The following is a 25,872-nucleotide window of genomic DNA, read 5'->3' as shown; positions in this document are numbered from 1 at the left end:
TCGGGGGACTCCTCGTTGTCGCCCGCAAGCCTAGGACTGCGGACCGGCTGCGTCATGGGCGAATCGGCCCGTGATCGTCGCGGATGGGTAACGGCCGGGCGGCGTGTCCGCGAGGAGTTAGTTTCATTACGCAACTCAGCAGATGGACGTGACTTTCTGGCACTATGAGGTGACAACATGCGAGCTAGGAGGCACCCATGGCCGATCTCGTTCTCGTCACCGGCGCCGGCGGCGTGGGCCGGCTCGTCACCGAGCGGCTGCGCGCGCACGACCGGCCGGTGCGCGTCCTGGTCCGCCGCGACGACGAGCGGGCGGCCGAGGTCCGGGCGCTGGGCGCGGAAGTCGTCACCGGCGACCTGACCCGGCCCGAGACCGTGGCGGCCGCGCTCGACGGCGCCGGCCGCGCCTACTTCGGGCTCAGCGTCTCACCGGACCAGCTGCTGGCCGCGACCGTGCTGGCCACCGTCGCGAAGGATCTCGGCTCCCTCGACGTGCTGGTGGACATGTCGCAGATGACGGTGTCCCAGATGACCACGACCAGTACCGCGGAGTCGCGCCAGCAGCGGCTGCACTGGCTCTCGGAGCGGGTGCTGGACTGGTCGGGGCTGCCCGTGGTGCATGTGCGCCCGACGTCGTTCCTGGACAACCCGCTGTTCACGACGCTGGCCGCGCGGTCGATCCGTGAGCGCGGGACGCTGGAACTGCCGTTCGGGACGGGCCGGACGTCGCCGGTCGCGGCGGTCGACGTCGCCCGCGTGGTCGCGACGATCCTGCGTGACCCGGGCGAGCACGTCGGGAGGGTGTACGAGCTGACCGGCCCGCGGACGCTCGACCTGACCGGCGTCGCGGCGGAGTTCTCGGCGGCGCTCGGCCGTGAGGTGTCCTATGTGGACGTCCCGCTGGACGTCTGGCGCGCCGAGGTGCTCGCGAAGGCGGGCTTGCCGCCGCACACCGAGCAGCACATCGCGACGATGGCGAAGCTGCACCGCGAAAACCGCTACGACCGCTCCACCGATGACGTCGAGCGTGTCACCGGGGAGCGGCCGCAGACGGTGGAACGGTTCGTCGCCGGGCGCAAGGAGCTCTACACCGGCTGATCCGCCAGCAGGTCCTCGATGGTGATCGGGATGTGGCGGACCCGGACGCCGGTGGCGTTGTAGACGGCGTTGGCCACGGCCGCGGCCATGCCGACCGTGCCGATCTCGCCGAGCCCCTTGGCGCCCACGGCGTTGTGCAGCGTGTCCGGGTACTCGACGAAGTGGACGTCGACCTCCGGGATGTCCGCGTTCACCGGGAGCAGGTAGCTCGCGAAGTCGCCGTTGGCGAGCCGGCCGCTGGCCTCGATCTCCAGGCCCTCGTGCAGCGCGGCCGACACGCCCCAGATCATCCCGCCCATCAGCTGGCTGCGGGCCGCCCGCGCGTTGATGATCCGGCCGGTGTCGAAGACGCCGAGCATCCGGGACACCCGCACCTCGCGCGTCCACTTGTGCACGCGGACCTCGCAGAACTGCGCGCCGAACGAGCTGAAGGAGTGCTTGGTCAGCTCCTCGCCGGGGGCCGACGAGCCGGTGACCTCCAGCGACTTCCGGCCGACGGCCCGCAGCAGCTCGCCGAACGTCATCGACCTGCCGTCGGCCAGTACCCGGCCGTCGGCGTAGGTGACCTCGGCGCCCTCGAACGGCGCGCCCGGGTCGGCCGCCAGCGCGACCAGCTCGTCGATGGCCTTCGTCGCGGCGATCATGATGGCCGTGCCGACGCTCGCCGTCGCGGTCGAGCCGCCGGACAGCCCGCCCGGCGGGAGCGCCGAGTCGCCGAGCTTGGGCACGATCTTCTCCGGCGCGATGTCCAGCGATTCCCCGCCCACCAGCGAAAGCACGGTCAGCAGGCCGGTGCCCGGGTCCGCGCCGCTCGTGCCGACGACGGCCGTGTCGTCGTCCTGCAGCGTGATGCCGACGGTCGCCGGGAACCGCAGGGCGGGGAACATCGCCGTGGCCGTGCCGAGGCCGACCTGCCAGTCGCCGTCGGTGTGCCCGTGCGGCTTCCGGTGCTGCCAGCCGAACCGCTGCGCGCCGATCTGGAAGCACTCGTCGAGGTGCTTGCTCGACCACTGCAGGTCGTGTCCCGGCGGGGCGGTCGAGTTGTTCTTCTGGCGCAGCTCGATCGGGTCCATGTCGAGCGCGACGGCCAGCTCGTCGATCGCGCTCTCCAGCGCGAACGACCCGGGTGCCTCGCCGGGGGCCCGCATGAACGTCGTCGGCGGGATGTTGAGCGGCACCACCTTCTGGCTGATGTGCAGGTTGCGGGTGGCGTACCACTCACGGGACGTGCCGTGCGACGTCGGCTCGACGAACGCGCGGTGGACGTCGGTGCTGCACCAGGAGTCGTGGCGCAGGGCGACGAGCGTGCCGTCGCGTTCGGCGCCCAGCGTCATCTTCTGGACCGTCGCCGCGCGGCCCGCGGTGGCGGTGAACACCTGCTCGCGGGTGAGCGCGGCCTTCACCGGCCGGTCGAGGGCGCGGGCCGCGGCGGCGGCCAGGAACGCCGGCGCGGACGTCCGGCCCTTGCCGCCGAACGCGCCGCCGACGTACGGGTTCAGCGTGTGCACGGCTTCGGCGTCCAGCTGCAGCGCGCTCGCCAGTTCCTGGGCCTGCAGGTGCGCGCCCTGGTTCCCGCTGTAGACGGTCAGCTCGCCGTCGTCCCAGACCGCGACGGCCGAGTGCGGCTCCATCGCGGCGTGGTTCTGCGTCGCCGTGTGGTAGGTCGCCTCGACCACGACCTGGCTCGAAGCCAGCGCGTCGTCGAAGGATTCGACGCCGTCTTCGAGGATCTCGAACGTGGACGGCGTGCCGTCCCGCCCCGGCGGGGCGTCCTCCGCGGTGGCGAGGCCGTCCTCGAGCGAGGTCAGCGCCGGCCGGGTGCGGTAGGTGACCTCGACGAGCATCGCCGCGTCGCGGGCCTGCTCGAACGTCTCCGCCACGACGAAGCCGATCGCCTGGCCGTAGTAGGCGACCTCCTTGGTCTGCATGGGCACCCACGTCTCGCCGAACAGCGGCGAGACCGGGGTGCGCAGCTCCAGCGGGTCGAACGGCGAGTACACGCCGAGCACGCCCGGCGCGCTCTTCGCCGCGGTGACGTCCATGGCTTCGAGCTCGGCGTTGGCGACCGTGCTGAGCACGACGTAGCCGTAGACCATGCCGGGGAAGTGGTGGTCGGCGCCGTACTTGGCCCGGCCGGTGACCTTCACCGGCGCTTCAAGACGGGCGGCGGTCATCGGGTGCTCTCCTCGGTCAGTTCGAGCAACGCGCGGACGAGGGTCCGCTTCAGCAGCGGCACCTTGAAAGCGTTTTCGGACAGCGGCCGGGCGCCCTCGGCGGCCGCGGACACGGCCTCCTCGAAGGACTCCTGCGTCGCGGGCTTGCCGCGCAGGGCGTCCTCGACGGCGGGCAGCCGCCATGGCACCGTCCCGACCCCGCCCACGGCGATCCGGGCGTCGGCGACCACGCCGTCCCGGACGTCCAGCGCGACCGCGGCCGAGCACAGCGCGAACTCGTAGGACTGCCGGTCGCGCACCTTGACGTAGGTCGAGTTCGCGGCCCAGTCGAGCTTCGGGACGACGACCTCGGTGATCAGCTCACCGGTGCGCAGGTCGTTCTCGACGTCGGGCGTGTCACCCGGCAGCCGGTAGAAGTCGCCGAGCTTCACCGTGCGGGTGCCGTCCGGGCCGGCCAGGCGCAGTTCCGCGTCGAGCGCGACCAGGGCGACGGCGACGTCACTCGCGTGCGTCGCCGCGCAGGAGTCACTGGTGCCGAGGATGGCGTGCATCCGGTTGGCGCCTTCGAGCGCCGGGCAGCCGCTGCCGGGCACGCGCTTGTTGCACGGCGTGGCGACGTCGCGGAAGTACGAGCAGCGGGTGCGCTGCAGCAGGTTCCCGCCGATGCTGGCCATGTTCCGGATCTGCTGGGACGCGCTCAGCAGCAGCGCGCGCGAGATCGCCGGGTACACACCGGGGTGGGCGGCGATGTCGCTCATCCGCTCCAGCGCGCCGAACCGTAGGCCGTCGGCCGTGTCGATGCCGCGCAGCGGGACGTTGTTGATGTCCAGCACGTGCCGCGGGGTGAGGACGTTCAGCTTCATCAGGTCGACGAGGGTCGTGCCGCCGGCCAGGAACGTGCCGGGCGTGGCGAGCGCGTCGTCGAGGGTGGTGGGCGCGGTCAGCTCAAAGGGACGCATCGGCCCTCCTGGCCTGTTCGACGGCCGCGACGATGTTCGGGTAGGCCGCGCACCGGCAGATGTTGCCGGACATGAACTCGCGCACGTCGGTGACGTCCTGCTCGACGGCCGCGACCGCCGACATGATCTGGCCCGAGGTGCAGAAGCCGCACTGCAGCGCGTCCTGGTCCACGAACGCCCGCTGCACCGGGTGCAGGTCGTCCCCTGTGGACAGTCCTTCGACGGTGGTCACGGGTTCCTTGACGGCGGCCGCGAGGGTGAGGCACGACAGCACGGGCTTACCGCCGACGTGCACCGTGCAGGCGCCGCACTGGCCCCGGTCGCAGCCCTTCTTCGGGCCGGTGACCTCGAGGCGTTCGCGCAGCGCGTCGAGCAGGGTGACGCCGGGATCGACGTCCAGGTGCTCGGTACTGCCATTGACTTGGAGGGAGATGTCCACTGGTCTCTTTCCGCAGATCGTCCGGGTGGGAGCCTGAACGGCGTCGTGGTGGGAGCCAGGTGTACCGGATACTCATCCGCTTCACCTCTTCGCGAGGTTAGCGGATTACAATCCGCTTCGCAACGAGCCGGAAAGCTGGAGTTGCTCCAGGTCAGCGCTCTGCTGCACTACATTCAGCCTGGACGGACTACCACCGGGAGGGACGATGACGGGATCGGTCAGCCCCCGGCGCGCGGACACCCGGCGCAACCACGAACGCATCCTCGTCGCGGCCGCCGAGTCCCTCGCCGCCACGGGTGACGTCTCGTTCAACGCGATCGCGAAGCGCGCCGAAGTCGGGGTCGGCACGGTGTACCGGCACTTCCCGACCCCGGAGGCGCTGATCCTGGCGGTCTACGAACGCGAGGTGCGGCACCTCGTCGACGTCGTGCCGGTGCTGCTGGGCAAGTACGCGCCGCACGAGGCGTTCCGCGTCTGGGCGACCGACCACCTGGCGCACTACATGATGACCAAGCGCGGCTTGGCGGACGCCCTGCGCACGGCGACGGCGTCCCGCGGCGAGCTGCCGGCGAGCGCGTACGAGTCGATGGTCGGCGCGGTCACGACGTTGCTGAAGGCGAACGTCGAGGCGGGCGCGGTCCGCGCGGACCTGGACCCGGTGACGGTGCTGCGCGGCCTCGGCGGCCTGCTCTACCTCGACCCGAACGGGGAGTGGCGGCGGCACGCGGCGGACCTGGCGGATCTGCTGTGGCGGGGAATGGCCGCGCCCGGCGACGGACCCCGCCGCTGAATCCCCGGCGGGTATTTCCGCCGCGGTGACCAGCGAAATGACAACGGCTGTCCGGTTCACGCTTTAAGGAAAACGGCCCGGGGAATCCACCGGCGGCGAGTGGGGTGTCCCCGCCGCCGGTGGGCCGGCCTTCCCGATCTCTCCCCACTGATCGGCGCGCACGCCATTACTTCTTCGCGGCGGCGACCTTCTTGCGCGGCGCCCGCTTGCGGGCCGGAGCCGGGGCGGCGGCCTGCAGCTGAGCCTCGTCGTAGGCGTTGACGATCTCCGAGGACAGGCGGCCCCGCTCGGAGACGTCGTAGCCGTTCTCGTTGGCCCAGGCGCGGATCGCGCGGGAACGCTCGCGGTCGGCCGAGCTCGCGGCCGTCGACTGGCCGGTCGCCACGCGCACCTTGCGGCCACCGGTCTTGCGGCCCGCCGCGATGAACCGGGAGAGCTCCTCGCGCAGCGCGGCGGCGTTGTCGTCCGAAAGGTCGATCTCGTAGCTGACGCCGTCGAGGCCGAACGGAACGGTGTGGCTGGCCGGGCTGCCGTCGATGTCGTCCAGCATTTCGACGAGGACCTTCTGGGCCATGGGGCTACTCCTTGACGTTGATGTCCGTAGTGCGACTGTGACCGAACGCACGATAAATGCCCGATCCACTGTGGATCGTAGCAGCCGACATACCGGCGCGTATGTATTCGACCGGCTCGAGCCGATCAAGTGCCGGTGGAATTCGCCGTTTGTCTCCGGATCCACCCACACTTCGGCGGGTAGCGGGTGGTCCGGAGCCGGGCGAACGGCGAGGATGACCCGATGACACCGCTTCGGTACGTCGAACTCGAAACCGGTTTCGGCTGCTACGTGCCGCAGAGCACGTCAGGGGACACGGCGGAGATCGGCTTCATCCACGACGAGATCTTCCACGGCAACTGCTACCTGCAAGGCGGGATCACCCTCGGCGAGGACGCCGTGGTGGTCGACGCCGGGGCCAACGTCGGGCTGTTCAGCCTCTACGTCAAAACGCGGTACCCGAACGCCCGTGTCCTCGCGATCGAGCCGATGCCCGCGACCTACGCCGCCCTGGAAGCGAATCTCGGCCGGCACGGCTGCCTCGGCGTCACCCCGCTGCGGGCGGCGCTCGGCGCGCGGGCCGAGCCCGAGGTCGTCTTCACCTATTTCGAAGACCTGCCGGGCAATTCGACGCGCTACCCGGACCTCAAGGCCGAGGTCGGCCGGCTGCCGGGAACGGCGGCCGAACGGGAATACCGCGAGCGCCTTTTCGCGACGGTCCGTGAAGTGCGGATGCCGGTCGAACCCCTTTCGGACGTGCTCTCGCGGACGGGCTTCACCGGACCTGTCGACCTGCTGAAGATCGACGTCGAAGGCGCGGAGGCGGACGTGCTCGCCGGAATCGCGGAAACCGACTGGCCACGGATCCGGCAGGTCGTGCTGGAGACGCAGCACGACGGGCCGCGCCTTCGCGCGCTGCTGGGCGAGCGCGGCTTCACCGTCACCGCCGCGCGCCCCGAGGGCGTGCTCGCCGGGCTGGACACCGAAACCGTGCGGGCGTGGCGGTGAGCGCGCGGATCCTGCTGACCTGCTTGCCCTATTACTCGCACCTGGTGCCGGTGCTCGTGCCGGTGGCGAAGGCGCTGCAAAGGGCCGGGCACGCCGTCGCCGTCGCCACCGCCCCGGCGATGGCGGACGACCTGGCGCGCCACGGCATCGAGCACCTGCCGCTGCCGCACGTGCGCACGCTGGAGCAGCTCCTGGCCGACCCCGCCGTGCTGTCGAGCCCCGGCATGCCGGGCGCCGAGGACGAGGAAGCGGCCGACACCGCCCGCGCCCGCGAGGAACCGGGCGCGCTGACCAAGGCGTTCGCCGGGCCGCTGGCGGGGATCTTCGCGCGTGACCTGATCACGGCGGCGCGGCGGTGGCGGCCGGACGTGCTCGTGCGGGAGTGCAACGAGTTCGGCGGTTACCTGGCCGCGGTCAAGCTCGGGCTGCCACGCGCGGTGCTCGACATCGCGCCGGGCACCGCCGCGCACCTGCCGTTCCTGCACGACACGCTCAACGCCGAGCTGGCCGCCCTGGGCGCTCCCGTGGCCGATGACCCCGCACGGCCGAACGACGGTCTGCTCGCCTCGGTCGTCCCGGCCCGGTGGTACCCGGAGCCCGTGCCGTCGCTGCGGTGTTACCGCCCCGACGATCCCGGCCACGACGACTTCGCCCCGCTGGCCGTCGCCGGGTTGGGCACGGTCGCACACACCGTGGTGCCCGAAGCGTCCCGGTTGCTGGCGGCGATGGCGCTGGCCCTCGGCGAGCTGCCGGGGCCGGCGGTGCTGTCCACCGGCCCCGGCGAGTGGACCGGGCCACGGCCGTCGAACGTCCGGATCGTGCCGTTCGCACCGCAGTCGAGGCTGCTCGGCCGCGCGTCGCTCTTCCTGTCCCACGGCGGGTTCGGCGGCGTCCAGGAGGCGCTGCGCGCGGGGACGCCGATGGTGGTGCTGCCGCTGTTCGCCGACCAGCCGGCCAACGCCCGCCGGATCGCCGAGCTGGGGCTCGGGGTGGCCGTGGACCCGGCCGAGGCGTCGCCCGAGGTGCTGGGTTCGGCGTGTCTGCGGGTGCTTGCGCCGGAGTTTCGTGGCCGGGCGGCGGAGTTCGCGGGTGTGGTGCGGGAGCTGCCCGGGTTCGACGTTCTCGCCGGGGATCTGGCCGCGTTGCGCTGAGCGCAGCGGAGGGTTCGCGGGGGGCTGTCCGGCTTTGACGTCCTCGCCGCGTTGCGCCGAGTGCATCGGGAAATGCGGCGTTTCCCGGGTGTTGCACGATTGTTTCCGTGTCGCGCGCGATTCTACGCAATTGTGCTGATCGATTCTTCGCGGAGCACGGAAAGTCTGGTCGTTTCCCTAGGGAATGAGCCGCTTCTGACCGGTTTCCCCTGCTGGTGGACAGAAGGCGGACGACGTCTTGACACCGTGTTCCGGTGAGCAGCACACTCGAAGTGGCGGCAATCCGAAATTCGGCGCCGGGCGGAAATGGCCCGCGCACGGTGCGGGAAAGGCTGACCACGTGCCCGAGATCGAACATCAGCTCTCGTTGAACGAAAACCATTCCGCACCCCTGCCGGGAGTGCGTCGCGCGATCGAAGAAAGCCTCGGCGACATCCACCGCACGCTCGACGCGCTGGCCACCGGGCTGACCACGGAAATCGCCCGGCGGCATGGGCTCGACCCGGCCCGGGTGGTGGCCGGCGCCGGATCCGGGGCGTTGCTCCAGCAGTTCCTGACGGCGCACGCCGGGACCGGGCGGGTGGTGCACGCCTGGCCGTCGTTCGAGCTGTACCCGCTGCTGATCCGCAACGCGTTCGCCGAGCCGGTCGCGGTGCCCTCGCCAGGCGACCGCCAGGACCTGGCCGCGCTCGCCGCGGCCGTCACCCCGGAGACGCGGGTCGTGCTGCTGTGCAACCCGAACAACCCGACCGGGGAAGTGCTGGGGGCGAACGCACTCCGGGCGTTCCTCGACGCGCTGCCGCCGCACGTGCTCGTGCTGGTCGACGAGGCCTACCGCGAGTTCGCCGACCCGGCCGAGGTCGCCGACGGTCTCGAGCTGGCCGACGAGCGGGTCGCCGTCGTCCGGACGTTCTCGAAGTCCCACGGCCTGCTCGGCCTGCGGGTCGGGTACCTCGTCGCGGCCGAACCGGTGGCCGCCGCGCTGCGGCCGACGTTGCCGTTCTACCGCGTCCCGACCATCGGACAGGCGGCCGCGCTCGCGGCGCTGCAGGCGGACGACGTCATGCGGGAGCGCTGTGCCGAAGTCGCCGCCGAACGCGACCGCGTGCGCGCGGGCCTGCTGGAGCTGGGCTGGGACGTGCCGGCCAGCGGCGGGAACTTCCTGTGGCTGCGGCTCGGCGAGCGCAACAAGTCCTTTGTGGACCACCTGGCCGCGCACGGCGTCGCGGTCCGGGAGATCGGCGGGGCCGGGGTGCGGGTGAGCACCGGCACGCCCGAAGCCAACGACGCCGTCCTGATGCTGGCCAAGGAGTTCGCCGGATGACCGCGCTGATCAGCGACCCGAAATCCGCCTCGGTCGCCGCCGACGTGCGCCGGGCCCTCGAACAGCGGCCCGCCACCGGCGACCGCCTCGACGAGATCGCCCGCTACGCCCTGCTCTCGCCGGGCAAGCTGCTGCGGCCCCTGCTGCTCGTGGCCTCGGCCGAGGCCGTCGGCGGGGCGCGGGAGGACGTGCTGCCCGCCGCGCTCGCCGTCGAATACCTGCACGTCGCCTCCCTGGTGCACGACGACATCATCGACGGTGACGACCTGCGCCGCGGCCGTGCGTCGGTGCACGCGCGCTACGGCGTGGCCGACGCCATCGTCACCGGGGACGCGCTGATCCTCGGCCTGTTCGGCGCGGTCGCCGACTGCGCGGCGCCGGACGCCGCCGTCGTCGCCGCGGTGCGCGTGCTGGCCCAGGCGGGCGAAGACCTGTGCCGCGGCCAGGTCCAGGAGGCGCTGCTCGTGCCGCCGGGCCCGGGGGTGCCGGGCAGCGGCCTCGACGCCTACCTCGAGATGGCCTCGCTCAAGACCGGCGCGCTCTTCCGCGGCGCCTGCCGGGCCGGGGCCCTGCTGGGCGGCGGCTCGGCCGCGCAGGCCGACGTCGTCACGGCGTTCGCCGAGCACGCGGGCCTGGCCTTCCAGATGTACGACGACCTGCTGCCGTTCCTCGCCGATCCGGCCGTCACCGGCAAACCCGGGACGAGTGACGCCGCCAACCTCCGCCCGACCTACCCCGTGCTGCTCGCGCACCGCGAAGGCACGGCGGCCGAGCGCCGCGGCGTCGAGCGCGCGTTGTCCGGCGAGCTGCGTGCCGAGGCGGCGTACGAGACGCTGCGGGAGGTGCTCGTTTCCGGCGGTGCCCTCGAGCTGGCCGTGGCGGGTGCTCGCGAGGAAGCCGCGCGGGCCACGGCGGATCTCGGTGTCCTGCCGGTCACCGGCGCCGCCGGGCTGCTGGCCGCGATCGCCGACCTCGCCGTGAACCGGGACCACTGACGTGACCACCGCCTCGGGTGCGCCGGCGACGGCCGTCCTCCTGCGCCGGGCCGGGCGCGCCACCGTCGCCCACGTGCAGACGTGGCGGCCCTACACCACGTGCTACCCGGCACTCCTCGGCCTCGCCGGGGCCGTGGTCGCGGGCGGCACCGGCGCCGCGGTGCTGCTCGTCGCCGCCGTCGCACCCGCGCTCGGCTGGCTGTCGGGGCACTACCTCGGCGACTACTTCGACCGCGGGCTCGACGCGATCGGCAAGCCGCACCGGCCGATCCCGTCGGGCCGGCTGTCGGCCGAAGCGGCGCTCGGCGGCGGGCTCGCGTGCGCGGCGGCGTCGGCCGTCCTGCTCGTGACGGCGAACTGGCGGATCGTCCCGCTGTTCGCCGTGGCCATGGCCGGGATCGTCGGCTACAGCAAGGTGTTCAAGAAACGCGGCCTGGCCGGCAACGCCTCCCGCGGCTTCCTGACCGCCCTGGCCCTGACGATCGGCGCGATGGTCGCCGCGCCCTGGCCGCCGTGGGCGTTGCTGCCGGTCGCGGCCGGGTTCCTGCTGCACGACACGGCGTCCAACCTCGTCGGCACGCTGCGCGACGTCGACGGCGACCGCGCGGGTGGCTATCGCTCGGTGCCGGTCGAGCGCGGGTTCCGGCACGCGGTCCGGCTCGCGCTCGGGCTGTACGCCGCCGGGGTTGTCCTGATCGCGCTGGGTTCGGTCATCGCGGACGATTGGCTCGCCCAGGTCGTGCTGACCGCGGTGGCGGCGGCCATCGGCGCGGCCGCGTTCCTTCCGTTGCCGCGCCGGGATTCCGTTCCCGCGCGGACCGCGTTGCGGGCCCACGAACTGCTCGTCGCCGAACGGCTGGTGCTCGCCGCCGCCGTCGTCGCCGGAGCGGCCGGTGCGCGCTTCGCGCTCGCGCTGGCCGCGCCGGTGCTGGCCTTCTCGCTCGTCACCCAGGCTTTGATGCGCTCCCGCCACGAATTCCCGGCCCCGGCCGGGAGAGAGGACACCGCATGACGTCCGTGCGCGCCGACCAGCTCACCGAGGCGATCGCCGAAGGCGCCGAAGCGCTGTTCGCGGCCCAGCGCGCGGACGGTGTGTTCGACTACGGCGGCAGCAGCCTCACCTCGACGCTCGGCACGGTCGGCGCGGTGTGCGCGCTGCACTTCGCCGACCCCGGCGGCGCGGCCGACCTGATCGAGGCGGGGGTCGGCTGGCTCAAGCGCACCCAGGCCGAAGACGGCGGCTGGGCGATGGTGCCCGGCGAGGCGTCCGAAGCCGGGCCGACCGCGGTGGCCTCGGCGGTGCTGCACCTGACCGGTCCCGAAAGCAACGCCGCGGAGGTCGACGCGGGGCAGCGCTGGATGCGCGAGTCCGGCGGCCTGGAGGCGATCCCGCACGCGGAGGTCGTCGCGTGGTGCCGCCAGTTCTACGGTTTCGCGGGCTGGCTCGCGCCCGAGGACATGCGCCGGTTCCCGCTGGAACTCGCGCTGCTGCCCGGCCTGTCCCGCAAGCTGTTCGACCTGCGCGTGCCGATGGTGTACGCGCTCGGCCTCGCCCAGACGCGGCACAAGCCGTTGACCCGCCTGCAGAAAACGCTGTCCCGGAAGGCCGAGCCGAACGCGCTGGCCGCGATCCGCCAGGTCTACGAGCACGAAGGCAGCACCGGCGCGTGGTGCGAGGACGCCTGGGTGACCGGCCTGGTCTGCGCCGGGCTGGCCCGGGCCGGGCTCGGCGACGACATGGTCACCGCCGCCGTCGGCTGGTTCCGGCGGATGATGGCGCCCGACGGCTCGTGGGCGAGCGGGCCGCTGGACCTGACGTGGTCGATGTACGCCACGGCGGGCCTGCTCGAAGCCGGTTACGCGGGTGATCCCCGACTGACGTCCGTCAAGGAGCTTTTCCTTCGCCTGCAACAGGATCGCCCGTTCACGGCGTTCGGCTGCCCGCCCGGGTTCTGGGGCTGGTCGGGCACCCGCGGCTGGCCGGCGACGCTGGAGACCGGCGAGATCGTCTCGGCGCTGTGCCACCTGCCCGGCGACGACCAGGCCGGCGCGATCCGCCGCGGCGTCACCTGGCTGACGCTGCAGCAGGACACCCGCGGCTCGTGGGGGCTGTGCGTGCGCAACACCAAGGTGGCCAACAGCGGCCCGTGCCCGCACATGACCGCGCAGGCCGTCGACGGGCTGCTCGACTCCGGCGTCCCGGCCGACGACCGCCGGGTGCGCCGGGCGCTGAGCTGGTTCGCCAAGGCGCAGCGGCCCGACGGCAGTTTCGAGTCCGTCTGGTACCGGATGCACACCGCCGGGACGTCCGCCGTGCTGCAGACGTTCGCGAAGGCGGGGCAGGCGGACGCGCTCCCCGCGCGGCGCGCGCGTGAGTGGCTCGAACGGACGCGGCTCGCCGACGGCTCGTGGGGCACCGGCGCGGGTGACCCCGGCACGGTCGAGGAGACCGGCTGGGCGGTCTCGGCGCTGCTGGCCGCGGGGGCCGGTCCCGAGGTCGTCCGGCCCGGCGTCGAATGGCTGCTGGCACAGCGGGAACCCGGCGGTGGGTGGGCCGCGGCGAGCGTCAACGAGTACGTGCGGCACGTCTGCCGCTACCCGAACCCGGCACTCGCCCACGGCCTCGCGCTGAAAGCCCTGGCCCGCTACCGGAAGGTGGCCGGCTGATGAGGTACGACGTCGTCGTCTGCGGCGCCGGGGTCGCCGGGCTGGCCGCCGCGTGCGCGCTGGGCCGGCTCGGGCACCGCGTGCTGCTGGCCGAGAAGCAGGACGCCGTGAAGCCGGTCGCGAAGGGCGAGGTGCTGCAACCCGGGTCGCTGGCGATCCTCGACGAGTGGGGTGCGGCACCGGACGGGGCGTTGAAGCTGGGCACCTTGGTCGCGCGGGACGCCGGGGGCGCGCCGCAGATGGCCCTGGAGTACGGGCGGCTGCCGGTCGAGCGGCCCTGGCTGCTGGCCCACGACTACCCGGCGATCCTCGCCGCGCTGACCGCGGCACTCCCGTCCACAGTGGACTTCCGGCGCGGGGTGCTCGTCGGCGGCCTGGTGCGGTCGGGCGGACGGGTGACCGGCGTGCGGCTGGCCGACGAGGTCGTCGACGCGGCGTTGGTGGTGGCGGCCGACGGGATCTCGTCGCGGCTCCGGCGTGAGGCGGGGATCGAGGCGAGCCGGCAGGACTACCCGCACCGGCTGGCGGCGTTCGAGCTGCACGGCGCGCCCTCGGTGGAGGCGGACTTCTCGGCGTACGTGACCGAACGCGGCCTGCGGCTGCGCTACCCGCTGCCTGGCGGCCGGGTGCGGCTCTACGCCCAGGTGGGCGCGGACGAGCTGCGCGGTCTGGACGCTGCCGGGTTGGCGTCGTGGGCGGACGGCTTGGTGAGCGGGACGCCCGCCCTCGCGCCGCTGGCGGACGCGATCCACGCGAACCTCGGCGGCCGCCAGCTGCTGCCGGTGTCACGGTTCCTGGCCGGCGCGCTGGCCGTGCCCGGGCTGGCGCTGGTCGGGGAGAGCGGCCACGCCGTGCACCCGATGGCCGCGCAGGGCATGAACAGCGCCGTCGCGGACGCGCACGCGCTGGCGTCGATGCTGCGCCAGGGCGGTTCGCTGGCCCCGGCGGTCGTCGACCACGCGCTGGCCCGCTACGACGTGGCCCGCCGCGAGAACCTGACGCAGATCGGCCGCACGAGCCACAACGCGGCCCGGATGATCACGGACCTGTCGTGGGTCGGGCGGGTGGCGGGCCGCCGGGCGCTACGCGGCACGGGCGGCAACCACAGAATCCGCTACACGGTGATGCACACGATGTCCGGCCTGGGTGTGCACCCGCTGACTCCGGTGGACCGGCTGCACCAGCTGGGCGTGCTGCCGGACCCGCGGGCCCGCCGCCTCCCGGCCTGGGCGTGACCTCCACAGGCAGCTGGCTCGCGGTTCGGCCGGTCGGTGGTGTTTTCCGCGGCGGGGGTCGGGCGGAGTTGACGTGTGCCGCGGGCCGTGAGCCCGGCTGGCTCGCGTTTCAGGCGGGCGGCGATGTCTTCCGCAGCGGCCTGGTGGCCGGGGTGTGTGCCGCGGACCGCGGGCCGGGGTGGGGTTTTCTCGGCCGGGTCGCACTCCACGACAACCTGGCCTCTTTGGCCTTCGTGTGTGGATTGGTCGGCCGGCTCGCGCTTCAGCCATGCAGCGGCCTGGTGGCCGTGGTGTGTGCCGTGGACCGCGGGCCCGGCCGAGGACTTCCCGGCCGGGCTGCGCTTTCCTTAGGCGGCAGCGCACTCCACGACATCCAAGCCGCCGTGGCGTTCGTGCATGGGGGCGCGGTTCAGCCAGGCTGCGGCGGTCGGGCGGAGTTGGTGTGTGCCGCGGACCGCGGGCCCGGCCGAGGACTTCCCGGCCGGGTCGCGCTTTCCTTAGGCGGCAGCGCACTCCACGACATCCAAGCCGCCGTGGCGTTCGTGTATGAGGGCGCGGTTCAGCCAGGCTGCAGCGGTCTGGTGGCCGTGGTGTGTGGCGTGGGCCGTGGGCCCGGCCGAGGACTTCCCGGCCGGGCTGCGCTTTCCTCAGGCGGCAGCGCTTTCCACGGCAATCAAGCTGCCGTGGCGTTCGTGCATGGGGGCGCGGTTCAGCCAGGCTGCAGCGGTCTGGTGGCCGTGGTGTGTGGCGTGGGCCGTGGGCCCGGCCGAGGACTTCCCGGCCGGGCCGCATTTCCCTCAAACGGCGACGCACTCCACGACGACCAACCCGCCCTGACCCTCGTGCGTGCCGCGGACCGCGAGCCCGGCCGACGCGGCCAGCGCGTGAAAGTCGTCGATGGTGCGCTCCCGGCCGCCCAGCAAGGTCAGGGACTGCAGGTCGAACGACGAGTTGTTCTTCGCGTGCTCGGTTCCGGCCAGTACCTCGACGACGACCACGCGCGCGCCGGTTTCGGCGCAGCGACGGAGGATCTTCGCGGCGTCCTCGTCGTTCCAATCCGTCAGCACCCGCGAGACCAGCAGGACGTCGTACCCCGTGGGCAGCGGGTCGAAGAAGCTGCCGCCGACGAACTCCGCGCGGCCGGCCAGGCCCGCGTCGGCCAGGGCTTGCTCGGCTTCCGGGCGCACCGGCGGCAGGTCCAGCACCGCGCCGTGCAGGTGCGGGTGCTTCAGCAGGACCTCGCTCAGCAGCGCACCGATGCCGCCGCCGACGTCGAGGACCCGGTTCACCGCGGTCCAGTCGTAGTCGGCGGCCACCGCCGGGCCGGTCTGCCAGGCGTGTGCGGCCATGATCGCGCCGAAGAACAACCGCAGTTTTTCGTCGCGCTGGTAGTCGGTCCAGAAATCGACGCCGTGCGCGTGACCGTACGCGGATTCGCCGGTGCGGACCGAATGCAGCATTCCGCTGTAGGCGAGGTCCATTTTCGCGCCCGGGCCGTCGAGGGCGAGCCAGCCGCGCTGCCAGCGCTGCTGCTCACTCAGCAGCTCCCGCGAAAGATCGGTGAGGGCGTACTCGCCATCCTCGACCGCGAAGAGGCCGACGTTCACCAGGTGCCGCAACAGGCGGTCCAGCGAATCGGCGTCGGATCCGCTGGTCGCGGCCAGGTCCGCGGTCGTCGTGGTGCCGCCGGCGACCAGTTCGGGCAGCCGCAGCGCGACGGCGGCGCGGATCGCGAACGGGGTCGCCAGGTCGACCAGGCGGGCGAGCTCGGCGGCGGCGTCGTTCGGCATCGGCGTCCTTTCGGCGGGGGTGACCGGGCCCCACCACGATGGCACCGGAATCCACTGCGGTCAACCATTCTTTTGTGCGGCGAAACGCTATTCAGTCCTGCCCGGAAAACGAAAGGAACAATCATGGAGTTCGACGTCCGGCCGATTTCGGGAGCGCTCGGCGCGGAGGTGCGCGGGGTCCCGTTGGCGCAGCTTTCCGACGCCGCCTTCGCCGCGGTGCGGGACCTCCTGCTGACCCACCTCGTGCTGTTCTTCCCCGACGCCGCCGGGCTCGATCCCGAGGCGCACAAGGCGTTCGGCCGCCGGTTCGGGGAGCTGGAGGTGCACCCGTTCCTGCCGAAGCTGCCGGGCCACGACGAACTCGTGGTGCTCGACTCCGACCAGGGCGCCCGCGCCGACGTCTGGCACACCGACGTCACGTTCAGCCCGTCACCGCCGATCGCGTCCGTGCTGCAGCTCGTCGAATGCCCGCCGGCGGGCGGGGACACGATGTGGAGCAACCAGTACCTCGCGTACGAAGCGCTTTCCGCGCCGGTGCGGGACCTGGTGGACGGCCTGACGGCGATCCACGTCTTCGAGCACCCCAACGGATCGTTCCGCAGTGAGGCCGAACACCCGGTGGTGCGCACGCACCCCGAGACGGGCCGCAGGTCCCTGTACGTGAACCGCATGTTCACCCGCCGGATCCCGCAGCTGACGCCGGGGGAGAGCGCGGCCCTGCTGGCCCAGCTGTACGAGGTGTCCGAAAGCCCGCAGCGCGTCTGCCGGTACCACTGGCGGCCCGGGGCGATCGCGGTCTGGGACAACCGGGCCACCCAGCACTACGCGGTCAACGACTACACCGGCCGCCGGGTGGGCCGCCGCGTGACGATCCTGGGTGACAAGCCGACGGGCGAGCAGCCGCGCTGGCCGCACCACGAAGGAGCCGGCCTCAGCGCGGCGACGTCACGCTGAAGCCGCCGACACGCCGTCGTGAGCTGTTGCGACGAACAGGTCACACGGTGGTTCGCACAGGTGTGCGGTACGGTCGGTAGGCAGCGGTTCAACCTGGCAGCCGTCGCACCCCGAGACCCACGGCCCCGAATTCGGGGCCGGTGTGGGACTGGACTGGTGCACGAGCGGTTTGGCCTCACGGTTTACCCAGGAGGCTTTTGCCATGTCCGCTGTTCCGCTGCCCCGGCTCAGAGATCCCGCAGTTCAGGCACCCATCGCGACCTTCGCCGTGACCACGACCGCCGAATCGGCTGTGGTGTCGGCCACCGGTGAGCTCGACGTCAGTGTCATCGGTCACCTCGCCGAAATCATCGAGCGGGAGCTCGGCCTCCGGCCGCGCGTCCTCGTGGTCGACGCCTCGGCCGTGACGTTCTGCGCCGCCCGCGCGCTGACCGTGCTGATCAACGCCGCCTCCGACGCGCACGCGGCCGGGGTGCCGTTCGCGGTGGTCACCCGCAGCCGCGCGGTGCTGCGCCCGCTGACGGTCCTCGGTCTCGAGCGGGTCCTGCCGGTGCACGGCGACCTCGCCGCGGCGCTCGATTGGCTGGCGCTCCTGCCGGGACTGACGTCCCGCTAGTTCCGGCTCGCCCAGGCCCGCGGGCACGGCTCGTCCGAGGCCGCGCACTGCAGGCGGCCCCAGACGAGCTTGCCGTCGTCGTGGTGGCTCACGCCCCACACCAGGCACAGCCGGTCGACCACCCGCAGGCCGCGGCCGCCGTCCCGCGTCGGGACCCGCAGCCGCGGCTCGCCGGTGCCGACGTCCGCGACGGCGACGGTCACCTCGCACGGCCACGACGTCCGGCGCAGCCGCAGCTCCACCGGGCCGCCGGCGTGCAGGTAGGCGTTGTCCAGCAGCTCTCCGGCGATCAGCAGCGCGTCCAGGCGATGCAGTTCGCCGAGTGCGGTCAGCTGCGACTCGGCCCACATCCGGGCTTCGGCCAGGCCGGACGGGTCGGCGCCGGCCACGTCCAGGGTCTGCCAGCCTGGCTGGTCCGCCAAGGTCCAGTTCACCGGCACGATACGACTCCTCCCGAGGGCGCGCACCCAGGGGGCGACGTCCTCTTACGAGGTTCGGTTACCCGTGACGGCGGCCGTTACCCGCGAATCGGCGTGCCGGTTTTCGGTTCGGCCGTTCCGGCCCGCACCCGCCCCGGACGGGTGCGCGGACCGAACAGGGCCAGCACGACCGCACCGACCAGCCAGGTGCCGGCGATGAAGAGGAAGACGCTCTGGTACCCGCTGCCGTTGTACAGGGCGGCGACGATCAGCGGGCCGGCCGCGTTCGACAGCCGTCCGAGCCCGTAGGAGACGCCGGTGCCCAGTGAACGGGCGCGGGTGTCGAAGAGCTCGGGCGAATAGGCGTAGCCGAGTGCGGTGTAGCCGCGCTCGAACAGGTTCACCAGGAACCCGAAGACCACGATCAGGACCGGGTTGAACGTCAGCCCGTAGAGCAGGCCGCACAGCGCGATCACCGAGCCGAACGCGACCAGGCACCACTTGCGCTCGAAGCGGTCGGTGACGACGGCGGCCAGGTACGACCCGAGCGGCGCGCCGACGGTGGTCAGCGCCACGTAGAAGACCGACTTTTCGACGCTGAAGCCCTCCTTGGAGAGCAGCGTGGGCGCCCAGCTCGAGTAGCCGAAGAAGCCGATCGTCTGCGTCACCCACACGACCGTCAGCAGCAACGTGGGCATCAGGTATTTCTTCTGCAACAGCAACCGCAGCGGCGCCTTGGTCACCGGCGCCTCTTCGACGGGCGGCTCGGGCTCGGGCAGCGGGCCCTTCTCCGCCGCGACGCGCTCCTCGATCTCCCGCAGGATCTCGTCCGCCTTGGCGTGGTCGCCGCGGCTTTCGTGCCAGCGGGGTGACTCCTTCAGGTGCCGGGTGAAGAACACGAGCAGCACGCCGAGCGCACCCCAGAGGTAGACCAGCCGCCACGACCAGTCGTTGATCGGCACCACGGCGCTGGCGATCAGGTTGGTCACCGGCGTGCCGCAGATGCCGATCACGATCGCGTAGGCCTGGTACTTGCCGCGGCTGGTGGCCGGGTACAGCTCGTTGACGTAGATCACCGCGACGACGGTCATCGCCGACAGCCCCGCCGAGGTCAGGACGCGGAACACCCCGAGCGAACCGACGTCCCACGAGAACACCGCCGCGAACGAGAACACGCCGAACCACAGGGTCGTCCACAGCAGCGCCCGTTTGCGGCCCCACCGGTCGGCGAGGCCACTGGCGACGATCGCCCCGAAGAACATCCCGACGAACGACAGCGAAGTGACGTAGGCGACCTGGTCGACCGTGACGCCCCAGAGCTTGATCAGCTTGGGCGCGGTGGTGGCGAAGCTGTTGATGTCCGCGAACTCGAAGAAGTAGGCGAACGAGACGGCGAGCAGGGTGATCTTGTGGAACCGGGAGATCGGCAGGCGGTTCAGCCGGTTCAGGGAGTTGGCTTGCTGCATGGGATTTCCTGTCGCTCAGGCGTCATTGCCGGGCCAGTACAGGCGCGTCGGGTTCGTCACGAGGAGCTTCTGCCGCTGTTCGTCGGTGACCGCCACCTGCGGCACGTAGTCGACCAGCAGGCCGTCGTCCGGCATGTGGCCGAGGAGGTTGGGGTGCGGCCAGTCGCTGCCCCACAGCACGCGGTCGGGGAACTCCGCGACGGCCAGGCGGCCGAACGGGACGACGTCGCGGTAGGCGTGCTGTTCGCCGCCGAGGGCGGGTGGCCCGGTCACGGTCAGGCGCTCGGGGCAGCTGACCTTCACCCAGACGTCGTTGCGGTCGGCGAACCGCAGGAAGCGGCTGAACTGCGGCCCGGTCACCGGCTGCGTGACGTCCGGCCGGCCCAGGTGGTCGATCACCAGCGGTGTCGGCAGCGAGCCGAAGAACCCTTCCAGCTCGGGCAGGTCGGCGCTTTCGAAGTACAGCACGACGTGCCAGCCGAGCGGGGCGATCTTCTTCGCGATGGTGCTCAGGTCTTCGTGCGGGGCGGCGTCGACCAGGCGGCGCACGAAGTTGAACCGCACCCCGCGCACGCCGGCCTCGTCGAGTTCGCGCAGCTCGCGCCGGCTGACGTCGGGCCGCACGGTGGCGATGCCCCGGGCCCGGCCGTCCGCCGCGCGGACGGCGTCGAGCATCGCGGAGTTGTCCGTGCCGTGGCAGGTGGCCTGGACGATGACGTTGCGCGTGACGCCCAGGTGGTCGCGCAGGGCGAACAGGTCGTCCTTGCCGCCGTCGCACGGGGTGTACTTGCGCTCGGGGGCGAAGGGGAACTCGGCCTGCGGGCCGAAGACGTGGCAGTGCGCGTCGACGGTTCCGGGCGGGAGCCGGAACTTCGGCGTCGACGGGTGGGCGTACCAGTCGAGCCAGCCGGGGGTTTTCGGTTCGGTCACGGGGTTCCTCACCGCCCCTGGCGCTTCAGCAGGGCGTCGAGGCGGGGGTAGACGGCGCGGGCGTTGTGCTCCTGGATCGCGGCCAGGTCCACTTCGGACAGTTTCGCGGCCTCGACGTAGCGGCGGGTGTCGTCGAAGTGGTGGCCGGTGCGCGGGTCGACGTCGCGGACCGCGCCGATCATCTCCGAGGCGAACAGGATGTTCTTCGCCGGGATGACGTCGAACAGCAGGTCCGAACCGGGCTGGTGGTAGACGCAGGTGTCGAAGAAGACGTTGCCCAGCAGGTGTTCTTCGAGCTCCGGCCGGCCCAGGGCCATCGCCAGGCCGCGGAACCGGCCCCAGTGGTAGGGCACCGCGCCGCCGCCGTGCGGGATGACCAGGCGCAGCGTCGGGAAGTCCGCGAACAGGTCACCCTGCAGCAGCTGCATGAACGCCGTGGTGTCGGCGTTGAGGTAGTGCGCGCCGGTGGTGTGGAACGCCGGGTTCACGCTCGTGCTGACGTGGACCATCGCCGGGATGTCGTACTCCACCATCTTTTCGTAGACGGGGTACCACGACCGGTCGGTGAGCGGCGGCGCCGTCCAGTGCCCGCCGGAGGGGTCGGGGTTGAGGTTGAGCGCGACGGCGCCGTACTCCTCGACGCACCGCGTGAGCTCCGGGACGCAGGTCGCCGGGTCGACGCCGGGGGACTGCGGGAGCATCGCGGCCGGCGCGAACCGTTCGGGGTAGAGCGCGCTGACGCGGTAGCAGAGCTCGTTGCAGATCGCGGCCCACGCCGACGACGTCGTGAAGTCCCCGACGTGGTGGGCCATGAACGACGCGCGGGGCGAGAAGATCGTCAGGTCGATGCCGCGTTCGTCCATCAGCCGCAGCTGGTTCGGCTCGATCGTCTCGCGCAGCTCGTCGTCGCTGATCCGCAGGTCGGCGCGCGCCGGGGCGGGGCCGCCGGCCAGCGCCGCGACCTGCCGGTCACGCCACGCGGCCAGTGCGGGGGGTGCGGTGGTGTAGTGCCCGTGGCAGTCGATGAGCATGCCTGCACCCTAATCGTCGATGAAATTGTTGACAATATCTACGACGAAGTTTGTCCCGTGCCACTCGGCGGTGTTGGCTGCTTCGGGGCCTGCGGGAGAGTGGTTCAGGTGAGGTCGAGTGGGGTGCGGCCATGCGGTCGACGTACTCGCCGATCGCCTCGCGGTCCGCGGCGGTCAGGGCTTTCGCGCCCACCTCGCCGCGCAGCACCGCGACCCCGGTGATCAGCGCGGCCAGCAATTCCGCCCGCAGTGCGCGGGGGAGGTCCTTCAGCGGGAGGTCCGCCGTCATGGTGTCGGCGGAGTCCCAGCCCTGGTCCGCCGCCTCGGCGAACAGCTTCTCCTTCGAGCCGAAGTGGCGGTAGACCGGCGCCTGGTTCACCCCGGCCAGGGCCGCGACGTCGCGGGTGCTCGTGCCCTCGATGTCGTGTTCGCCAGCAGTGTCCGGGCCGCGGTCAGCAGTGCTTCCCGGGTGGCGGCCGCGTCACGGCGGCGGGCGCGGGGAGCCGTCCGGCACCCTGACCGCCCCAGCGCCCGCGCGCCTGGCCGACGGCGAGTCCGGCAACGGCTGGAAGAAGGGCCTGTCGACACGCGGCCAACGGCAGCTGCCGCTCAGCGCACCTGCGTCAGCGGGATGCGCTGGAACACCACGGTTTCGTACGGCCCGGCGGTGCCCGTCTCGTACAGCAGCCCCACGGTGCGCGGGTCGGCCTGCACGAGGTCGGAGTACGCCGCCGGCCCGGTGGTCAGCGTCCGGCCCGGGGTCCAGGTGTGCCCGCGGTCGGTGCTCAGCCTCAGCTGCATCACCGCGCGCGTGGCGGGGTCGGACGGGCCGGAGTACAGCATCAGCCACGGGATCGTCGTCTGCAGCACGCTGCCCTCGACCTTCGTCCCCGACACCGACGGCTGCACCCGGTACGGCCGCACGAGCGTCTTCCCGCCGTCCACGCTGTAGCCGTCGACGCGGTGTTCGGCCGCGGAACCCTGGTTGCGGCTGGAGAAGTAGAGCGTGCCGTCGGGCAGCTCGGTCATCGAGGTCTCGTTCGCGGCGATGACGCCGTCGGTGCGGTCGTCGGTGAAGCCGATGTGCCAGGTGCGGCCGTTGTCGTCGCTGTAGAGGTCGTGGCCGCCGTAGTACTTCGCCTCGGTGCCGACGTCGGTGGAACCGGCCGGCGGCGAGCCGGAGTGGTTGGCGGGCACCACGATCCGGCCCGCGTGGGGGCCGTGCCGCAGCAGCGTGGCGTGCCCGGGACCGGTGGCGTACCACCGCCAGCCGGGCCGTTTCGTGTCCGCGGTGATGTCGCGCGCGGCGCTCCAGGTGCGGCCGTCGTCGGTGCTGCGCTGGACGAACACGCGGCGGGTGTCCTGGTCGGACGCCTGGCCGGACATGATCTGCTTCTCCGAAACAAGTCCGTTGTGGACGGTCAGGAGCACGAGGTCGCCGTTGCGCGCGAGCACCGGCGTCGGGTTGCCCGCGGTGGCGTCGCCGTTGGTCGTCACCACGGAGAGCGCGCCCCAGGTGCACCCGCCGTCCCGGGAGCTGCGCGACACCGTCTGGATCGCGCCGGAGTCGCCGGCCGAATCGCGCCGGCCTTCGGCGAACGCCACCAGTGAGCCGTTCGCGGCGCGCACGACCGCGGGGATGCGGAAGGTGTCGTAACCCTCGGTGCCGGAGGTGAACGGCACCGAGGACGAGCACCCCGAGGCGGCCGAAGCCGCCGGGGTGAAGGGCAGCCAGACCATGGCCGCGGCCAGCAGAATCGTGCCGAACCTGCGTTTCCGTGACACCGGTTCCGCCTCCTCGCTGAGGGGATGGGATGGTAGGACATGGGATGTCCGACGTCCTATGTCCGACAACCTAGGGAGCGGGTGCGCGGTTCGTCAAGGACTAAGCTGAGCACTGTGGACTACCGGAAGCTGTGCACCGAGCTGCGTCGGCGTCCGCAGCTGTACGGGCTGGACGGCAGCTACCACGACTACTGCGTGTTCCTGCTCGGTGTGGACGCGGGCAACGAGGGCGGGCTGCTCACGGGTTTCACCGAGTCGCTCGTACCGCGGGTGGGCACCGGGGCCAACCTGACCTGGACGTCACTGGTGCTGTACCTGGCCTTCCCGGGCCGCACCGCGGGCTGGCGTGGCGAAGCGGCGGGCGAGGGCCGCCAGGCGGCCGTCGACCTGCTCTTCGCGCTGCTGGACGAATTCCTCGAGAAGCGCTCGGCGCCCGGCGGCACGGCGGCGATCTTCGACGAGTACCTGACCTGGCGCCGGGCCCAGCCCTGGTACCACGGCTGAGGCGGCGCTACGGTGACGCGATGGCCTGCCGCATCAGCGAAATCGTCATCGACGCCCGCGACCCCGAGCGGCTCGCGAAGTTCTGGGCGGACGTCCTGGGCTACGTCGAGATCGGCCGCGAACCGGACGGTATCGAGATCGGCCCGCCCGGCACCGGCTTCGGCGGGCCGCAGCCGACCCTCGTCTTCGACATCGGCGAGCGGGCGGCGCCCGAGACGCGCGTGAAGCTGCCGCTGCACCTGGACGTCAGCGCCACCGACCGCGACCAGGAGGCGGAGCTGCGGCGCCTGCTGGAACTGGGCGCGCGGCACGCCGACATCGGGCAGACCGGCGAGGAGAGCTGGTACGTGCTGCAGGACCCGGAGGGCAACGAGTTCTGCCTGCTGCGCCGCCGGGTCGATCCGGTGCCGTGACCCTCAGGCGTGCACCTCTTCGAGGTGCTCCGGCTGCAGCCGGTCGAGGTCCGGGCGGGTCAGGTGCGGGCGGGCGCCCGCGTGCTCGGTGGTCGCCGCCGCTGCCGCCACCGCCAGGCGCGCCGCCGTCTCGAAGGGGCGCCTGCGGGTCAGGGCCGCGGTGAGGGTGGCGACCAGGGCATCCCCCGCGCCGGTGGTGTCGACCACTTCGGTCGCCACGTTCGGGACGAACCAGGTGCCGTCCGGCCCGGCGAACAGGTTGCCGCGGCCGGAGACCTCGAGCACGACCAGGGACGGCCCGCGCCGCCGCAGGTCGGCCGCCGCGTCGGCGGCCGTTTCGACGTCCGCCACCGGCTGCCCGGCCAGCAGGTCGGCGCGGACGACGTCGGCGAGCGCCAGCAGTTCCGGGTCCTCCGGGGCGCCGTCCAGCACGACGCGGGTGCCCGCGGTGTGCGCCAGCCGCGCGGCCAGCAACGCCGCCGGCGCGGGCTGCTGCAGCTGGACGATCAGCGAGCAGGCGGCCGAGATCGGCGCTGCGGCGGCGAAGACGTCGGTCTCGGTCACCAGGGTGGCCGCCGGGATGTGTTCGAAGGAGCGGCGGCGGCCTTGCTCGTCGACGAGGTCGACGAGCAGCGCCGTCTCGGCGCCGCGGCGGCGGACCACGTGCGTGGTGCCGATGCGGTCGGCCCGCGCCCGCGCTCGCAGGGCGTCGCCGACGAGATCCTCGCCGACCACGCCGACCAGCGACACCGACGTGCCCAGCTGGCTCAGGGCCACCGCCTGGTTGGCGCCCTTCCCGCCGAGCACCTCCTGCCGCTGCTGCACTTCGGCCGACGCCCCTGCGGCGGGCGCGTCCGGGACTTCGACCACCAGGTCGCGTGCGACCTGTCCGACGACCACGACTTCGCTGGGCATGACCGGCCTCCTCGGCTCGCAGGTCGGCTACCCCGCGCCGCGAGCAAGGCAAACCGCCCGTTCGGGTAGGTGAACCGGGGCTCAGCCGGTCTCGAGCAGCTCCACCGCGACGTCCCGTGCCCGGGCGTAGGGGTTCTCGAAGACGTGCATCCCGTCGCTGACGAGCGCGCCTTCGTGCAGCAGCATGAGGGCACGGGCGGTCGGAGCGTCCCCGGCGGCGATCGTCGTGAACAGGTCGAGCATCCACGCCTTCTGCGCCACGATCACCCGGTAGGCGGGGTGCGCCGGGTCGCTGATCTCGGCGTGGGCGTTGATCATGCTGCAGCCCTTCCCGCTGTTCGCGGCGGACCACCGGGCGGAGGCGTCGAACACCGCGCGGAGCCGGGCGGCCGGGTCGTCACCCGCCGCGTCCAGCAGCGGGGCGAGGAACGCGCGCCACCGGGCGTCCCGCCCGCGGAGGTACTCGACGACGAGCCGTTCCTTCGAGCCGAACCGGTCGTAGAGCGTCTTCTTCGTGACCCCGGCGCGCTCGGCGATCAGGTCGACGCCGACCGCGTGGATGCCGCGCGCGTAGAAGAGCTCCTCCGCCGCCGCCAGTACCGCGCGTGCCTTCGGGGTCCACTCGATCACCTCGTCCATGCGGCCGACTATACCGAT

The 25,872-nt window shown here is 72.3% G+C and carries 26 protein-coding genes; 13 read left to right on the top strand and 13 right to left on the bottom strand.

Features of this window, described 5'->3' with window-relative positions; translation table 11 throughout:
• The first annotated feature begins 197 nt into the window (after positions 1-197).
• Positions 198-1,097 carry an NAD(P)H-binding protein gene (locus tag ACGFMK_RS21925; RefSeq protein WP_392765985.1) on the top strand — a complete coding sequence of 300 codons (900 nt, stop codon included), beginning with the start codon at positions 198-200 and terminating at the stop codon, positions 1,095-1,097.
• On the opposite strand, the gene ACGFMK_RS21920 is transcribed toward ACGFMK_RS21925, so the two are convergent.
• From ACGFMK_RS21920 to ACGFMK_RS21910, 3 genes are read right to left on the bottom strand one after another with little or no spacing between them, the layout of a single operon-like run.
• Entirely contained in the window at positions 1,085-3,271 is a 2,187-nt protein-coding gene (locus ACGFMK_RS21920) for a xanthine dehydrogenase family protein molybdopterin-binding subunit (protein ID WP_392765982.1), read from the bottom strand. The two genes, ACGFMK_RS21925 and ACGFMK_RS21920, sit on opposite strands and share 13 nt — an antisense overlap.
• On the bottom strand, positions 3,268-4,230 hold the full coding sequence (locus ACGFMK_RS21915; protein WP_392765980.1) for an FAD binding domain-containing protein: 963 nt from the start codon (positions 4,228-4,230) through the stop codon (positions 3,268-3,270). Before ACGFMK_RS21915 ends, ACGFMK_RS21920 begins: the two co-directional genes overlap by 4 nt.
• Positions 4,217-4,669: a (2Fe-2S)-binding protein gene (locus ACGFMK_RS21910; RefSeq protein WP_392765977.1), complete on the bottom strand. Its 453-nt coding sequence runs from the start codon at positions 4,667-4,669 to the stop codon at positions 4,217-4,219. The genes ACGFMK_RS21915 and ACGFMK_RS21910 overlap by 14 nt, the downstream gene beginning before the upstream one ends.
• A 205-nt stretch (positions 4,670-4,874) precedes the next feature.
• On the opposite strand from ACGFMK_RS21910, the gene ACGFMK_RS21905 reads away from it, so the two are divergent.
• Positions 4,875-5,459, top strand: a complete 585-nt coding sequence (locus tag ACGFMK_RS21905) for a TetR/AcrR family transcriptional regulator (protein ID WP_392765975.1) — start codon at positions 4,875-4,877, stop codon at positions 5,457-5,459.
• Positions 5,460-5,625: 166 nt separating this feature from the next.
• Here the strand turns inward: ACGFMK_RS21905 and ACGFMK_RS21900 are convergent, their stop codons facing one another.
• Positions 5,626-6,033, bottom strand: a complete 408-nt coding sequence (locus ACGFMK_RS21900) for an Lsr2 family protein (RefSeq protein ID WP_323331290.1) — start codon at positions 6,031-6,033, stop codon at positions 5,626-5,628.
• Between the two features lie 222 nt (positions 6,034-6,255).
• Between ACGFMK_RS21900 and ACGFMK_RS21895 the strand changes: the two genes are divergently transcribed.
• The 7 genes from ACGFMK_RS21895 to ACGFMK_RS21865 all read left to right on the top strand — a co-directional run bounded on the left by ACGFMK_RS21895 (position 6,256) and on the right by ACGFMK_RS21865 (position 14,392).
• Complete coding sequence (locus ACGFMK_RS21895; RefSeq protein ID WP_392765972.1) at positions 6,256-7,020, top strand: FkbM family methyltransferase; 765 nt, start codon at positions 6,256-6,258, stop codon at positions 7,018-7,020.
• Positions 7,011-8,171 (top strand): glycosyltransferase, encoded by a 1,161-nt coding sequence (locus ACGFMK_RS21890; protein WP_392765969.1) that lies wholly within the window; start codon positions 7,011-7,013, stop codon positions 8,169-8,171. Before ACGFMK_RS21895 ends, ACGFMK_RS21890 begins: the two co-directional genes overlap by 10 nt.
• 340 nt (positions 8,172-8,511) lie before the next feature.
• Positions 8,512-9,495 carry an aminotransferase class I/II-fold pyridoxal phosphate-dependent enzyme gene (locus ACGFMK_RS21885; RefSeq protein WP_392765966.1) on the top strand — a complete coding sequence of 328 codons (984 nt, stop codon included), beginning with the start codon at positions 8,512-8,514 and terminating at the stop codon, positions 9,493-9,495.
• The gene (locus ACGFMK_RS21880) at positions 9,492-10,490 is read left to right on the top strand and encodes a polyprenyl synthetase family protein (RefSeq protein WP_392765963.1); all 999 of its coding nucleotides are present in this window, start codon (positions 9,492-9,494) and stop codon (positions 10,488-10,490) included. Before ACGFMK_RS21885 ends, ACGFMK_RS21880 begins: the two co-directional genes overlap by 4 nt.
• Before the next feature lies 1 nt (position 10,491).
• Positions 10,492-11,502: a UbiA family prenyltransferase gene (locus tag ACGFMK_RS21875; RefSeq protein ID WP_392765961.1), complete on the top strand. Its 1,011-nt coding sequence runs from the start codon at positions 10,492-10,494 to the stop codon at positions 11,500-11,502.
• Complete coding sequence (locus ACGFMK_RS21870) at positions 11,499-13,157, top strand: prenyltransferase/squalene oxidase repeat-containing protein (RefSeq protein ID WP_392765958.1); 1,659 nt, start codon at positions 11,499-11,501, stop codon at positions 13,155-13,157. The genes ACGFMK_RS21875 and ACGFMK_RS21870 overlap by 4 nt, the downstream gene beginning before the upstream one ends.
• Positions 13,157-14,392, top strand: coding sequence for an FAD-dependent oxidoreductase (locus ACGFMK_RS21865; RefSeq protein ID WP_392765956.1), 1,236 nt, complete (start codon positions 13,157-13,159; stop codon positions 14,390-14,392). Before ACGFMK_RS21870 ends, ACGFMK_RS21865 begins: the two co-directional genes overlap by 1 nt.
• Positions 14,393-15,189: 797 nt before the next feature.
• Here ACGFMK_RS21865 and ACGFMK_RS21860 read toward each other — a convergent pair.
• Positions 15,190-16,182: a methyltransferase gene (locus ACGFMK_RS21860; protein ID WP_392765953.1), complete on the bottom strand. Its 993-nt coding sequence runs from the start codon at positions 16,180-16,182 to the stop codon at positions 15,190-15,192.
• 123 nt (positions 16,183-16,305) lie between these two features.
• Here ACGFMK_RS21860 and ACGFMK_RS21855 point away from each other — a divergent pair, with 123 nt between their 5' ends.
• Both ACGFMK_RS21855 and ACGFMK_RS21850 read left to right on the top strand, forming a co-directional pair.
• Entirely contained in the window at positions 16,306-17,136 is an 831-nt protein-coding gene (locus tag ACGFMK_RS21855) for a TauD/TfdA dioxygenase family protein (RefSeq protein WP_392765951.1), read from the top strand.
• Between the two features lie 202 nt (positions 17,137-17,338).
• Positions 17,339-17,752, top strand: coding sequence for an STAS domain-containing protein (locus ACGFMK_RS21850; RefSeq protein WP_392765948.1), 414 nt, complete (start codon positions 17,339-17,341; stop codon positions 17,750-17,752).
• Here ACGFMK_RS21850 and ACGFMK_RS21845 read toward each other — a convergent pair.
• The 6 genes from ACGFMK_RS21845 to ACGFMK_RS21820 form a co-directional block, all read right to left on the bottom strand.
• Entirely contained in the window at positions 17,749-18,192 is a 444-nt protein-coding gene (locus tag ACGFMK_RS21845) for an ATP-binding protein (RefSeq protein WP_392765945.1), read from the bottom strand. The genes ACGFMK_RS21850 and ACGFMK_RS21845 overlap by 4 nt on opposite strands.
• A 77-nt stretch (positions 18,193-18,269) precedes the next feature.
• Positions 18,270-19,637 carry an MFS transporter gene (locus ACGFMK_RS21840; RefSeq protein WP_392765942.1) on the bottom strand — a complete coding sequence of 456 codons (1,368 nt, stop codon included), beginning with the start codon at positions 19,635-19,637 and terminating at the stop codon, positions 18,270-18,272.
• Positions 19,638-19,652: 15 nt separating this feature from the next.
• Positions 19,653-20,567 carry an amidohydrolase family protein gene (locus tag ACGFMK_RS21835; RefSeq protein WP_392765940.1) on the bottom strand — a complete coding sequence of 305 codons (915 nt, stop codon included), beginning with the start codon at positions 20,565-20,567 and terminating at the stop codon, positions 19,653-19,655.
• 8 nt (positions 20,568-20,575) lie between these two features.
• Entirely contained in the window at positions 20,576-21,598 is a 1,023-nt protein-coding gene (locus ACGFMK_RS21830) for an amidohydrolase family protein (protein ID WP_392765938.1), read from the bottom strand.
• The gene (locus ACGFMK_RS21825) at positions 21,537-22,019 is read right to left on the bottom strand and encodes a helix-turn-helix domain-containing protein (RefSeq protein ID WP_392766187.1); all 483 of its coding nucleotides are present in this window, start codon (positions 22,017-22,019) and stop codon (positions 21,537-21,539) included. Before ACGFMK_RS21825 ends, ACGFMK_RS21830 begins: the two co-directional genes overlap by 62 nt.
• Positions 22,020-22,207: 188 nt before the next feature.
• Positions 22,208-23,383, bottom strand: a complete 1,176-nt coding sequence (locus ACGFMK_RS21820; protein WP_392765936.1) for an exo-alpha-sialidase — start codon at positions 23,381-23,383, stop codon at positions 22,208-22,210.
• 114 nt (positions 23,384-23,497) lie between these two features.
• On the opposite strand from ACGFMK_RS21820, the gene ACGFMK_RS21815 reads away from it, so the two are divergent.
• Positions 23,498-23,887, top strand: coding sequence for a hypothetical protein (locus ACGFMK_RS21815; RefSeq protein ID WP_392765935.1), 390 nt, complete (start codon positions 23,498-23,500; stop codon positions 23,885-23,887).
• 20 nt (positions 23,888-23,907) lie between these two features.
• On the top strand, positions 23,908-24,300 hold the full coding sequence (locus tag ACGFMK_RS21810) for a VOC family protein (protein WP_392765933.1): 393 nt from the start codon (positions 23,908-23,910) through the stop codon (positions 24,298-24,300).
• A gap of 3 nt (positions 24,301-24,303) precedes the next feature.
• On the opposite strand, the gene ACGFMK_RS21805 is transcribed toward ACGFMK_RS21810, so the two are convergent.
• Together ACGFMK_RS21805 and ACGFMK_RS21800 are read right to left on the bottom strand one after the other, a co-directional pair.
• A complete protein-coding gene (locus tag ACGFMK_RS21805) occupies positions 24,304-25,215 on the bottom strand; it encodes a PfkB family carbohydrate kinase (RefSeq protein ID WP_392765931.1) in 912 nt (303 codons plus the stop codon).
• A gap of 81 nt (positions 25,216-25,296) precedes the next feature.
• Positions 25,297-25,854 carry a TetR/AcrR family transcriptional regulator gene (locus ACGFMK_RS21800; protein ID WP_392765929.1) on the bottom strand — a complete coding sequence of 186 codons (558 nt, stop codon included), beginning with the start codon at positions 25,852-25,854 and terminating at the stop codon, positions 25,297-25,299.
• Positions 25,855-25,872: the final 18 nt, after the last annotated feature.

Origin of the sequence: Amycolatopsis sp. NPDC049252 (assembly GCF_043197175.1) — a bacterium.
Taxonomy (GTDB): Bacteria; Actinomycetota; Actinomycetes; order Mycobacteriales; family Pseudonocardiaceae; genus Amycolatopsis.
The sequence above is the reverse complement of the archived record's forward strand: the minus strand, read 5'-3'. Positions and strand labels throughout refer to the sequence as shown.

Bases quoted from the DNA above. Each gene is read 5' to 3' on its own strand.
- ACGFMK_RS21830 (WP_392765938.1), bottom strand. From the start codon at position 21,598: ATGCTCATCGACTGCCACGGGCACTACACCACCGCACCCCCCGCACTG.
- ACGFMK_RS21855 (WP_392765951.1), top strand. From the start codon at position 16,306: ATGGAGTTCGACGTCCGGCCGATTTCGGGAGCGCTCGGCGCGGAGGTG.
- ACGFMK_RS21905 (WP_392765975.1), top strand. From the start codon at position 4,875: ATGACGGGATCGGTCAGCCCCCGGCGCGCGGACACCCGGCGCAACCAC.
- ACGFMK_RS21920 (WP_392765982.1), bottom strand. From the start codon at position 3,271: ATGACCGCCGCCCGTCTTGAAGCGCCGGTGAAGGTCACCGGCCGGGCC.
- ACGFMK_RS21850 (WP_392765948.1), top strand. From the start codon at position 17,339: ATGTCCGCTGTTCCGCTGCCCCGGCTCAGAGATCCCGCAGTTCAGGCA.
- ACGFMK_RS21810 (WP_392765933.1), top strand. From the start codon at position 23,908: ATGGCCTGCCGCATCAGCGAAATCGTCATCGACGCCCGCGACCCCGAG.
- ACGFMK_RS21860 (WP_392765953.1), bottom strand. From the start codon at position 16,182: ATGCCGAACGACGCCGCCGCCGAGCTCGCCCGCCTGGTCGACCTGGCG.
- ACGFMK_RS21865 (WP_392765956.1), top strand. From the start codon at position 13,157: ATGAGGTACGACGTCGTCGTCTGCGGCGCCGGGGTCGCCGGGCTGGCC.
- ACGFMK_RS21915 (WP_392765980.1), bottom strand. From the start codon at position 4,230: ATGCGTCCCTTTGAGCTGACCGCGCCCACCACCCTCGACGACGCGCTC.
- ACGFMK_RS21840 (WP_392765942.1), bottom strand. From the start codon at position 19,637: ATGCAGCAAGCCAACTCCCTGAACCGGCTGAACCGCCTGCCGATCTCC.
- ACGFMK_RS21870 (WP_392765958.1), top strand. From the start codon at position 11,499: ATGACGTCCGTGCGCGCCGACCAGCTCACCGAGGCGATCGCCGAAGGC.
- ACGFMK_RS21800 (WP_392765929.1), bottom strand. From the start codon at position 25,854: ATGGACGAGGTGATCGAGTGGACCCCGAAGGCACGCGCGGTACTGGCG.
- ACGFMK_RS21880 (WP_392765963.1), top strand. From the start codon at position 9,492: ATGACCGCGCTGATCAGCGACCCGAAATCCGCCTCGGTCGCCGCCGAC.
- ACGFMK_RS21925 (WP_392765985.1), top strand. From the start codon at position 198: ATGGCCGATCTCGTTCTCGTCACCGGCGCCGGCGGCGTGGGCCGGCTC.
- ACGFMK_RS21805 (WP_392765931.1), bottom strand. From the start codon at position 25,215: ATGCCCAGCGAAGTCGTGGTCGTCGGACAGGTCGCACGCGACCTGGTG.
- ACGFMK_RS21900 (WP_323331290.1), bottom strand. From the start codon at position 6,033: ATGGCCCAGAAGGTCCTCGTCGAAATGCTGGACGACATCGACGGCAGC.
- ACGFMK_RS21895 (WP_392765972.1), top strand. From the start codon at position 6,256: ATGACACCGCTTCGGTACGTCGAACTCGAAACCGGTTTCGGCTGCTAC.